Genomic DNA, 10577 nt, shown 5'->3' with positions numbered 1-10577 from the left:
GCATACCCCCTCTCAGTGAACGCTATGCAGGAAACCCTCATCTAGCGCACCACCATCGTCGAGAAGTAGCTGCCCCGATCGGGCACATCGTCGAGCGAGCGGTACACGCGCTCGCCCGGAAGCCCACAGTCCTCTACAAGCTCGGCACCGTCGAAGGCACCCTCCTCGCAAAGGAAGCGCTTCGTGTCCGCAAGCGAGCGGCGCGCCTTCATGACCACCTTCGTCCCCGGCCAGCCGATTGCACGGCGCACCCCGTACAGAACGCCTTTACTCATACGTCGCCCCCAATTTCCCGATAACTGCATCGGCGCCCGACGTGCGGAAAAGCTCGCGGCGCTCGGCGTCGAACACGACCGCGGCGATGTCGCATGCGCCCGCCGCGCGTCGGCGCAACCTGTCCTCAATTGCCGCAGCGAGCGAGGCGCGCGCAGCGTCCCCAACGCCGGCGGCCTCGATTACCTCGAGCGCCGCCGTGGTCGTGACGGACGACATGATCTCGCGCACGGTCTTCGCGCCCGCGCCGGCCATGGCCGCGTGGGCGGCCAGAATCTCCGCGCGGCAGTCGGCGGTACGCGAATGGGTGTCCATGATGCCGCCCGCGACCTTCACCAACTTGCCGATGTGTCCCACAAGAAGGACATTGGTAAATCCCTCGCGAACGCAGCAGTCAATCGCATCGCCCACAAAGTTGGAGATGAAGACCACCGGCGCACCGTTTAGGTGGAAATGCCCCGAGATGAACTGCCCGCCGTAGTTGCCGGGCGTGAGCACGACTCCGCGCCGCCCCATAGCCGCATGCTGCCGGATCTCGAGCTCGATGCTGTCGCGCAAGGCAGCGAGGCTGCGCGGCTCGACGATGCCCGTCGTGCCCAGGATGGAGATGCCGCCCTCTATCCCCAGATGCGGGTTGAAGGTCTTTTTGGCAAGGGCAACACCCTCGGGTACCGAAATCGTCACAGCAATATTTCCAGAAAAGCCGTGCGCGGCGCACACCTCGCGCACCGCCGAAGTGATCATCGCGCGCGGCGTCGCGTTGATGGCGGCCGCCCCCACCGGCTGCTCGAGCCCGGGCAATGTCACGCGCCCCACGCCCACGCCGCCATCGACGGAAACTTCCGATTCGCGCGCGGGCACGTCCTTGCTGCCCGCAGCACCCGTGCCCGACCCCGCATGTTCCACGTGCGCGTACACGAGTACGCCGTCAGTCACATCGGCATCGTCGCCTGCGTCCTTTCGCACGGCGCACTGGGCGCACCCCTCGCCGATGCATGCGTCGACCACGTTCGCCTCGACGGGCAGCCCGCCGGGGGTGACGATCGACACGCGGCCGACGGGCTTTCGTGACAAAAGCATCTCGCAGGCCGCCTTCGCCGCGAGCGCGGCGCAGCTCCCCGTGGTGTAGCCGCAGCGCAGGCGGGTCGTCCCGGTATATATGTAGTGCTCGAAGGCCACGCTAGCTGCTCGCCTTCCGATACCCCGTGGCAAACGAAGGGTCGTAAAGCTTGCTGCGCTCGTACGACTCTGCTTGCGCGCCGTTGTGCGAAAACCCGCCGCGAGCTCCGAGCACGCGGCCCACCACCACGAGCGCCGTGCGGTCGATGCCCTCTCGCGCGCCCGCATCGGCGAGCGTGCCCACTGTGCATCGCACCACGCGCTCCTCAGGCCAGGTCGCCTTGTACACGAGCGCGGCCGGCTCGTCGGAGCTGCGGCCCGCGGCCAAAAGCTCGGCGGAAAGCTCGGCGAGCATACCCGAGCTCAGGAAGATGACCATAGTCGAGCCACTTTCCGCCATGGTGCGCATGCCCTCGCCCGCGGGCATGGGGGTACGTCCGGAAAGCCGCGTGATCACGACCGACTGGCTGATTCCCGGCAGCGTGTATTCCTGGCGAAGCGCCGCCGCGGCACCGCAAAAGCTCGACACGCCGGGCACCACCTCGTAGTCCACGCCGCGCGCGTCGAGTGCGTCCATCTGCTCCTGGATGGCGCCGTACAGGCACGGGTCGCCCGTGTGCAGGCGCACCACTTCCTCGCCCCGCGCATCCGCCGCGCACATCACGTCGAGCACTTCCTCCAAGGTCATGTGCGCGCTGTCGTAGACGATGCAGGATTCCTTGCACTCGGCGAGCAGCTCGGGGTTCACAAGGCTTCCCGCCCAAACGACCACGTCGGCCGCGCGCAGAAGGCGCGCCCCGCGCAGCGTGATAAGGTCGGCGGCGCCCGAGCCTGCGCCAACGATATGAATCATCCGAGCCTTCCCTTCCCGTTTCTCATCGCAACCGTTTACGCCGCCCTTCGCGCAGCGGGCAAAACACGGCGCCTGCGGCGGCAATCGGCGCAAATACGCAGGCAGGAGGCGCAATGCCGCCCGCCCTGGCTTTGACACGTTCACAAGTGCCCACTATCATAGTAAAAGATTCGGCAACGAGCATATGACAATCGGATAAAAGGAAATGACCGGCGCGGCGCCCGCACAGCCCGCGCTGGCTTGCGGAGGGAACCAGGTGGGAATCCTGGGCAAGGGACATTACTGTATAGGACGCGCGGGCGAACCGCCTCGCGCCCCAAGCCAGACTGCTTCGCCTTTTCCTCACGGCATCGCCGTGGCGTTAGCTCCTTGTGAACCCCGAGGGGTGCGCTTTTCTTTCGCTTGTGCCGACAAGCAACTGTCGCCGGGGGACCGGCAAACCGAGGAAAGGAAAAACCATGTCCGACCAGATGTCACGCCGCGGCTTCATGGGCGCCGCAGCAACCGGAGCCGTCGCGCTCGCCGGAGTCGCGCTCGCGGGCTGCTCCAACACCTCCGCGAGTTCCGAGAAATCGAGTGAAAAGGAGAAGGCCGTGAAGCCGGTCATCCTCGTCACGAGCTTCGGCACGAGCTACAACGACTCGCGCCACATCACCATCGGCGCCATCGAAGACGCTATCCGCGAGAAGTACTGGCAGGACTACGACATCCGCCGCGCCTTCACCGCGCAGACCATCATCGACAAGCTGAAGAAGCGCGACGGCATCACAATCGACAACATGACCGAGGCGCTCGACCGCTGCGTGGAAGACGGCGTGAAGGAAATCGTCGTGCAGCCGACGCATCTCATGGGTGGCCTGGAATACACCGATGTGAAAGACGAGCTCGACAAGTACGCCGACAAGTTCGACAAAATCTCGCTCGGCGACCCGCTGCTCACCTCCGACGACGACTACAAGAAGGTGGCCGCAGCCATTAAGGAGAGCATGGCGTCCTTCGACGACGGCAAGACGGCGCTGTGCCTCATGGGCCACGGCACCGAAGCCGATTCCAACGCCGACTATACCAAGATGCAGGAAGTGTTCAAGAACGAGGGCTTGACGCAGTTCTTCGTCGGCACCGTCGAGGCTGAACCGACCTGCGAGGATGTTATCGCCGCCGCGAGCGCCGCAGGCTACAAGAAGGCCGTGCTCGCGCCGTTCATGGTGGTCGCGGGCGACCACGCGAACAACGACATGGCAGACGAGACCGACCCCGACAGCTGGGCTGCGAAGTTCGTGGCCGCCGGCTTCGAAGTGACGTGCCTGCTCCAGGGTCTGGGACAGAACGTCGCGGTCGACGACATCTACGTCTCGCACGTGGACGACGCCATCGCCAAGCTGTAAACTCGCCGCGCACGGGGGCGCCGGTCGCGTCCCCGTGCAACGGGCATGCGCCTTCCCCGACTGACGGCGCATGCCCGTTGCATTCGCATCCCGCCCGCCCACCGCACGGCGCGGGCGGTCGAAGCGATTGAAAGGAACCCCCTCCATGTTGAAGAAAACCCTCGCCTTCGCCCTGTCAGCGGCGCTTTTCGCGTTCTCGCTCGCCGGCTGCGGCGGAAATTCAATCGACAGCGCAAAGGCAAGCGATGCCGATTCCCAGGAAAAGACCGAACAGGCGGCCGATGCACCCGAGGGCGCAAGCGCTGCCCCCATCACCGCCGACAAGGTGGCCGACGGCACCTATCCGATCACCGTAGATTCCAGCTCGAACATGTTCAGGATTGTGGACGCCCAGCTCATCGTGGAAAACGGCTCCATGCACTGCGTGATGACGCTTTCCGGCACGGGCTACGGTAAGCTCTTCATGGGCACGGGCGACGAGGCTGCCGCCGCGAGCGAGGCCGACTTCATCCCCTATGTGGAAAACGCGGAAGGCAAGTACACCTACGACGTGCCCGTTGAAGCGCTCGACGAGGACACCGCCTGCGCCGCGTGGAGTATTAGAAAAGAGCAGTGGTACGACCGCACGCTCGTGTTCGAATCCGCCGGCGTCGATCTGCGCGCCGACGCACTGAAGTAACGCCATGCGGTCGATTCTTCCCAAGGGGGAAAGCAGGAAGCGTCGCAGCATCGCGGTGCGCGCGATCGCCTGCGTTCTCGTCGCCCTGTTCGCGCTTCCCTTCGCGGGGTGCAGTGCGAGCCCGAACGCGACCGGTGGCACGGCAGGCTCTCAGGAATACACTGTGAGCGTCTCGCTCTCCGGCGGGTCAGGGCGCGCAAGCATCGCCTCACCCACCACAATTGTGAAGGATGGCGACACCTACACCGCGACCATCACCTGGTCGAGTTCGAACTACGACAAAATGACCGTCAACGGCGTGGACTACGCGCCCGTAAACGACGGCGGCAACTCCACGTTCGAGATACCCGTCACGCTCGACGAGGACATCGCCGTGTCGGCCGAGACCGTCGCCATGTCGACGCCGCACACCATCGACTACACGCTCCACTTCGACTCATCCACCATGAAGGAGAAATCGGGCGACGATGCAAGCGGCGGCTCCCCTGCGGGAACGGCTTCAAGCGCCGCGGCCGACTTCCACAACGCCGATTTGGGCTGCGGCTGGGAGCCGACGGGGGCGCTTCAGCTTGAATACGCCGAGCACTTCACTGTCGACGAGTACGAAGGCGGCCTGCGGCTTATCTGCATTTCGAACGGGGAGCGCTTCCTCGTGGTACCGCAACATGCGAAGGTACCTGATGGGTTGAGCTCCGACATCGCGGTCATAAGGCGTCCCGCCAACAAGGTGTACCTCGTGTCGTCGGCGACGATGTGCCTGGTCGACGCGCTCGATGCGAACGACAACATCCTCATGTCGGGCACGAAGGCCGACGATTGCTCGGTCGCGGGCTTCAAAAGCGCACTCGAAAGTGGGGCGATCGCCTACGGCGGCAAGTACAGCGCGCCCGACTACGAGCGAATATCGGCCTCGGGCTGCACGCTCGCCATCGAGAACACCATGATCAACCACACGCCCGATGTGAAGGAAAAGCTGCAGAAGCTCGGGCTCGTCGTGCTCACCGAACAGTCGTCGAGCGAGCCCGAAGCACTCGGGCGCGTCGAGTGGATTAAGCTTTTCGGCGTCCTGTTCGACAAGGAAGACGAGGCCGCGCACCTGTTCAACGAGCAGAAGGCCCGCGTCGAGCAAACGTCGAGGCTCGCGTCGTCAGGTAAAACCGTGGCGTATTTCTACATTAACTCGAACGGGGCCGCCGTCACGCGGCGGGCGGGCGACTACGTGGCGCAGATGATCGAGCTTGCAGGCGGCAACTACGCGCTCGATGACGCGCAGACGGCGTCGACGTCAGGTTCGTCAGTAACGCTCGAAATGGAGCGCTTCTACGCGACGGCGAAGGATGCCGACATCATCGTCTACAACGGCACCATCGACGAATCGGTTGCCACCTTGAAAGACTTCGTAGGCAAAAACGCGCTATTGTCGCAGTTCAAAGCTGTAAAGAACGGCAACGTCTGGGTCACAAGCGCCGACATGTACCAGCAGATGACTTCTACCGCCGACATTATCGACGAGCTGCACGGGACGTTCACCGGCGATGACGCGAGCGACTTCCATTATCTGAGGAAGCTTGGCTAGCGTCATGAGAAGCCGGCTTTCCATGACATACGACGAATCGGGGCGCGCCGCGCGGTGTCGCGTCGTGACGGCGCTGCTCGCTGTTGTCCTCATCGTGCTCGTCGGGGCCAACCTGTGCATCGGGAGCGTGCTCGTGCCCGCAGACCACATCCCCGGAATCCTTTCGGGCGGCGCGGCCAATTTCATGGAAAGCCAAGTCATCTGGGAGATTCGCCTGCCGCGCGTGCTTTCAGCCGTGCTTCTCGGCGGGGCACTTTCGCTCTCCGGGTTCCTGCTGCAGACGTTTTTCAACAACCCCATCGCCGACCCGTTCATCTTAGGCGTCTCCTCGGGCGCAAAGTTCGTCGTCGCGCTTACGATGATCGTGCTTCTGGGCGCGAACCAGGCCATGTCCTCGCCGGCCATGGTGGCCGCAGCGTTTCTGGGATCGCTTATCACCATCGGCTTCGTGCTCCTCATCGCACGGCGCATAAGTTCCATGGCCATGCTCATCGTGGCGGGCGTCATGGTGGGATACATCTGCTCGGCGGCGACGAACTTTCTCATCGCCTTCGCCGACGACCAGTCCATCGTGAACCTGCACAACTGGTCTTTGGGTAGCTTCTCGGGTTCGAGCTGGGACGACATCGCGGTCATCGTGGTCGTGGTGATCACCGTGAGCGCATGCGTATTCGCGATATCGAAGCCCCTTTCCGCCTTCCAGCTGGGAGAAGCCTACGCGAAAAGCGTCGGCGTGAACGTCGCACGCTTCCGCGTGGTGCTCGTCCTTCTAGCGAGCATGCTCTCCGCCTGCGTGACCGCGTTCGCTGGTCCGGTGTCGTTCGTAGGCATCGCGGTTCCGCATCTCGTTAAGTCGGCGCTGAAGTCGTCGAAGCCCATCCGCGTGATTCCTGCGTGCTTCTTGGGAGGCGCCATCTTCTGCGCGGGCTGCGATTTGATCGCGCGCACGCTGTTCTCCCCCGTCGAGCTTTCCATCAGCGCCGTCACCGCCATCTTCGGCGCGCCGGTGGTTATCGCACTCATGTTGAAGAAGCGGGTGAGGTAGATGGGGAAATTCGTGCCGCAGCCCAAAACGCTCGGAAGGGACATTCCGTGCTTAGACAGTCCTAAGCTCGCACGAAAGCGCCAGAAGGCACTTTCGGCTCGTGCGGAACTGCACGCGGAACGCCTCCTCCGAGCGGAGTCGAACCTCGAAACCCCGGTCGAAACGCAGGCTGACGGAGCGCCGCTTTTCCGCATAAGCGACCTGTCGGCGGGCTACGACAAGAAGGTCGTAGTCGAAGGCGTCGATCTGGAGGTTCGCGCGGGCGACGTCGTGGCGCTCATCGGGCCGAACGGCTCGGGCAAGTCGACCATCTTAAAAACCATCACGCGCCATCTGGCACCGCTTGCCGGCGCGGTCGAGCTCGACGGGCGGGAGATTTCCCGATGGAAGACGGCGGAATTCGCAAGGAACCTTGCCGTTATGCTGACAGATCGACCCCGGACCGAGCTCCTCACCTGCCGCGATATCGTAGAGGCAGGAAGGCATCCCTACACCGGGCGAATGGGAACACTTTCGCCTAACGACCATAGTCGGGTCGACGAGGCCATGAAAACCGCACATGTGGAAGAGCTCGCCGAGCGCGACTTCATGCAGATAAGCGACGGGCAACGCCAGCGCGTCATGCTCGCACGCGCCATCGCGCAGGATCCGCGTGTGCTCGTGCTCGACGAGCCCACATCGTATCTCGATATCCGCTACCAGATCGACCTGCTGCGAATACTTCGCCACCTTGCGAAATCGCGGAATGTGGCTGTCATCATGTCCATCCACGAACTCGAGCTCGCGCAGAAAAGCGCCGACAAGGTGATTTGCGTGAAGGACGGTCGGGTCTTCCGCGCCGGCGCACCCGAGGACATATTCACGCGCGAGACGATTGGCGAGCTCTACGGCCTTCAACATGGCACCTTCAACGAGCGCTTCGGCAGCGTGGAAATTGGGCGCCCACACGGCGATGCGCACACGTTCGTCATCGCCGGCGCAGGTACGGGGTCAGCTGTGTTTCGCCAGCTCATCCGGCAGGGCAAGGCGTTCTACGCGGGCATTCTGCACGAAGGGGACATCGACTGCGAGCTCGCGCGCGACCTGGCGACGGAATGCGTGGCCGAGCGCGCCTTCGAGCCGATCGGGGATAAAACCATAGCCCGCGCCAAAGAGCTCCTCGTCCACTGCGCGCGCCTTATCGTGTGCCCCGCTGCCTTCGGCACCATAAACGCCCGCAACGCAGAGCTCGTCGAGTTCGCACGATCGCATGGTATCGAGGTCATGCGAGCGTGCGAAGGCGCATCGGAGGATTCCCATTTGGAGTGGGAAGAATAAACTGGACTTTCTTTTAAGGATCCTCAGGCTACAGCTCCTACGCCGGCGAGGTCTACAAGGCGCCGGAGAACCTCGTGAACAGGAATTTCCACGCCGACGAGCCCAACTAGGCCTAATCCAAGCGAGATTCCAGACTCGACAGACCATTGAGAGTCAGATCGTTGGCGACCTCAGAGACGCGCTCGATGGGAACCGAACCGTCAGACAGCGCCCACGTGCGATAGATACCGATAATACCCGACAGCAAAAACGCCAGATAGTAGTCGAACATCTCGTCCTTGAGACCTTGGGGCAGCAGATCGCGTTCGGCAATCTCGTGCTCGAGCGGCGCACGAAGACGAGCCATAAAATCATCGAGCGGAATGTTCTCGATCAGCTGACGATTGAGCACCAAGTTGTTGCACAGTGCCTCGTTAACGGTTTTAAAGAAGGTCGCCGCCGCGCCAAGAGCGCGCTCGTTGGTGTCGCCGTCCATTGAAGCAAGCGTTTTCTCGACCGAGTCGACAATCATCTCCACCACATCGACGGCAATGGCATCGAGCAGGCCGTCAACCGTGCCAAAGTGCACGTAGAAGGTTTTGCGGTCGACATTGGCCTCGCGCGCGATGGCACTCACCGTAATGTCTGCCAGCGGCTTTTCCATGAGCAGGCGCTCGAAAGCCGAAAGGATGGCATTACGGCTGCGAACGATGCGACGATCAAGACGCGGTTTGCTGGTTGCCATGGGCGTGTCCCTTCGATATGCGAGCATTCATCAACAGATGAGAGATAATCTACGTAAGAGGATTATCCCCCATACAGCACAAATATGCCCCGCATCATGAAGAACGCACGACTGCCCTACTGCGACTTAGGGTGCTTCTTCTTATTGAGTACCGACGGAGATACGCGAATACCATCGCCTGTCTGGCGCACATAGGCTTTATGAGCCGGCTTAGCGGTCCCAGAAGCCTTCTGAGCCTGCTTCTTGGGATCAACAGTAACAGCATTCGCGGGGTGCGGCTTAGTGGGCGCAGAGGGCGTCTGAGGCGTGCGGCCGAGCTTGCGCATCACGCGATCCCAGCGCGCATGGATGCTCTCGTTGTGGGCGCTCTTAAGGCCCAGCAGGGGCGCAGCCAAAATGGTCGGCGCAATAAACGTAATGAGGCGCCACAGCAGATAGCCAGCGGTCGAAGCCGACCCAAAGAAATGACCCAAGAACAATGCAAAGCCGCCCTCAGCGCCACCAGTTCCACCGGGCAGGGGGACCGCAGAGCTCAGCAGCTGGACAAAGGCGCTCGCGGCCATGACCGAGAAAAAGTCGACCTCGTGGTGGCCAAAGGCAAGCATCAGGAAATACGGCACGAGGTAGAAAAACGCGAGTTGCAGCATGGTGATGACCACCGTGAGCAGCATGGAAGAAAAATGTCCGGCTGAAAGCTTGAACTTCTCGGAGAAAGAGTAGATCTCGCCATCGACAAACGTGCGCCATCCCTCGATCTTAGTGGCCGAGACACCAATGCGCTCAAGCCAATTGATAATGCAATGGGCGACGCGCGTGACGGTCTTAGGCATGAGCGCGACGGCGAAGATGCCCAGCAAGATGCAGCAGTGCCCACCAAAGCTAAAGACGCACAGCAGCGTCATGTCGCCATAGCGCTCGGCAAAAAACGGCATGCGAGCAAGCAGTAGGATAGCGCCCCAGGCAACGAGGCCAAACTGGTACACGATAAAGCGCGTGAACTGCGTTGCTCCGGCCTCGCCGACATTCTGGCCCGCTTTGGTCAGGCGGTAGATCTGGGCGGGAGTCGAGCCCATCATCATGGGCGTCAGGTTGCCAAAGAAGATGCCACTCGCCTCGACCGAGATCAGGTCGCGGATGCCGACGGGCGAATATGGGTCGAGCCAGACGGCGATCGCATAGGCCACAATGCCAAAGAACAGGTACATGAACATGCAAAGACACGCGACAACGAGCCATGACGCCTGGACGCTCGACATAGCGGCCCAGAACTGCCCCATCTGCCCGGTTACCACCAGATAGACGATATAACCTACCAGCACGACGCCGATAAAGATGGCGCCGCGGCGTGCGCTCTTATTGTCATCTCCGCCCGAGGCCTCAACCTCGACCTGGGGCTTAGACGTATGCTGAGAGGACTCCGTCATGAGACTCCTTCTAACAGTCAAAATATCTTGGATATTGTACCCGTAAGGGCCATAGGCAGAACGCAAAGCTCTGGTTCAAACGGGAATTGCAGACGGTTGTTTGAAAATCAGAACCACCCTTAAAAAGGGTGGTTTGCTCTTAGGGTATAACCCACGGGCCCCGGGCTCGCGTCTAAAGGCGC

10 protein-coding genes are annotated in these 10577 nt (G+C 62.1%); 5 read left to right on the top strand and 5 right to left on the bottom strand.

From position 1 onward, the window contains the following. Positions 1–41: 41 nt before the first annotated feature. The 3 genes from I2G40_RS07550 to cobM are packed head-to-tail and all read right to left on the bottom strand — an operon-like array spanning position 42 to position 2245. Complete coding sequence (locus I2G40_RS07550) at positions 42–275, bottom strand: SAM-dependent methyltransferase (RefSeq protein WP_187359579.1); 234 nt, start codon at positions 273–275, stop codon at positions 42–44. Beyond that, on the bottom strand, positions 268–1452 hold the full coding sequence (gene cbiD, locus I2G40_RS07545) for a cobalt-precorrin-5B (C(1))-methyltransferase CbiD (RefSeq protein ID WP_225093541.1): 1185 nt from the start codon (positions 1450–1452) through the stop codon (positions 268–270). Before cbiD ends, I2G40_RS07550 begins: the two co-directional genes overlap by 8 nt. Position 1453: 1 nt before the next feature. Then, positions 1454–2245, bottom strand: a complete 792-nt coding sequence (gene cobM / locus I2G40_RS07540) for a precorrin-4 C(11)-methyltransferase (protein ID WP_161161413.1) — start codon at positions 2243–2245, stop codon at positions 1454–1456. 458 nt (positions 2246–2703) lie between these two features. Here cobM and I2G40_RS07535 point away from each other — a divergent pair, with 458 nt between their 5' ends. The 5 genes from I2G40_RS07535 (at position 2704) to I2G40_RS07515 (ending at position 8247) form a co-directional block, all read left to right on the top strand. Further along, positions 2704–3630, top strand: coding sequence for a sirohydrochlorin cobaltochelatase (locus I2G40_RS07535; protein ID WP_195544685.1), 927 nt, complete (start codon positions 2704–2706; stop codon positions 3628–3630). 145 nt (positions 3631–3775) lie between these two features. Further along, positions 3776–4309 (top strand): hypothetical protein, encoded by a 534-nt coding sequence (locus tag I2G40_RS07530; RefSeq protein ID WP_035138217.1) that lies wholly within the window; start codon positions 3776–3778, stop codon positions 4307–4309. Between the two features lie 163 nt (positions 4310–4472). Beyond that, positions 4473–5885: an ABC transporter substrate-binding protein gene (locus I2G40_RS09635; RefSeq protein ID WP_195544684.1), complete on the top strand. Its 1413-nt coding sequence runs from the start codon at positions 4473–4475 to the stop codon at positions 5883–5885. 22 nt (positions 5886–5907) lie between these two features. After that, on the top strand, positions 5908–6930 hold the full coding sequence (locus I2G40_RS07520) for a FecCD family ABC transporter permease (RefSeq protein ID WP_195544683.1): 1023 nt from the start codon (positions 5908–5910) through the stop codon (positions 6928–6930). After that, positions 6931–8247 carry an ABC transporter ATP-binding protein gene (locus tag I2G40_RS07515; protein WP_195544682.1) on the top strand — a complete coding sequence of 439 codons (1317 nt, stop codon included), beginning with the start codon at positions 6931–6933 and terminating at the stop codon, positions 8245–8247. It begins immediately after the preceding gene. Positions 8248–8359: 112 nt separating this feature from the next. On the opposite strand, the gene I2G40_RS07510 is transcribed toward I2G40_RS07515, so the two are convergent. Both I2G40_RS07510 and I2G40_RS07505 read right to left on the bottom strand, forming a co-directional pair. After that, a complete protein-coding gene (locus I2G40_RS07510) occupies positions 8360–8971 on the bottom strand; it encodes a TetR/AcrR family transcriptional regulator (RefSeq protein WP_157757975.1) in 612 nt (203 codons plus the stop codon). A 116-nt stretch (positions 8972–9087) separates the two neighbouring features. Continuing rightward, on the bottom strand, positions 9088–10395 hold the full coding sequence (locus I2G40_RS07505; protein WP_195544681.1) for a lysylphosphatidylglycerol synthase transmembrane domain-containing protein: 1308 nt from the start codon (positions 10393–10395) through the stop codon (positions 9088–9090). Between the last annotated feature and the right edge of the window lie 182 nt (positions 10396–10577).

It is taken from the genome of Collinsella aerofaciens, assembly GCF_015558785.1.
GTDB lineage: Bacteria > Actinomycetota > Coriobacteriia > Coriobacteriales > Coriobacteriaceae > Collinsella > Collinsella aerofaciens_P.
This window is presented reverse-complemented; position numbering and strand designations above follow the sequence as displayed.

Coding starts and splice junctions, on each gene's coding strand:
- I2G40_RS07515 (WP_195544682.1), top strand. CDS start 6,931: ATGGGGAAATTCGTGCCGCAGCCCAAAACGCTCGGAAGGGACATTCCG.
- I2G40_RS07520 (WP_195544683.1), top strand. CDS start 5,908: ATGACATACGACGAATCGGGGCGCGCCGCGCGGTGTCGCGTCGTGACG.
- I2G40_RS07530 (WP_035138217.1), top strand. CDS start 3,776: ATGTTGAAGAAAACCCTCGCCTTCGCCCTGTCAGCGGCGCTTTTCGCG.
- cobM (WP_161161413.1), bottom strand. CDS start 2,245: ATGATTCATATCGTTGGCGCAGGCTCGGGCGCCGCCGACCTTATCACG.
- I2G40_RS07505 (WP_195544681.1), bottom strand. CDS start 10,395: ATGACGGAGTCCTCTCAGCATACGTCTAAGCCCCAGGTCGAGGTTGAG.
- I2G40_RS07510 (WP_157757975.1), bottom strand. CDS start 8,971: ATGGCAACCAGCAAACCGCGTCTTGATCGTCGCATCGTTCGCAGCCGT.
- I2G40_RS07535 (WP_195544685.1), top strand. CDS start 2,704: ATGTCCGACCAGATGTCACGCCGCGGCTTCATGGGCGCCGCAGCAACC.
- I2G40_RS07550 (WP_187359579.1), bottom strand. CDS start 275: ATGAGTAAAGGCGTTCTGTACGGGGTGCGCCGTGCAATCGGCTGGCCG.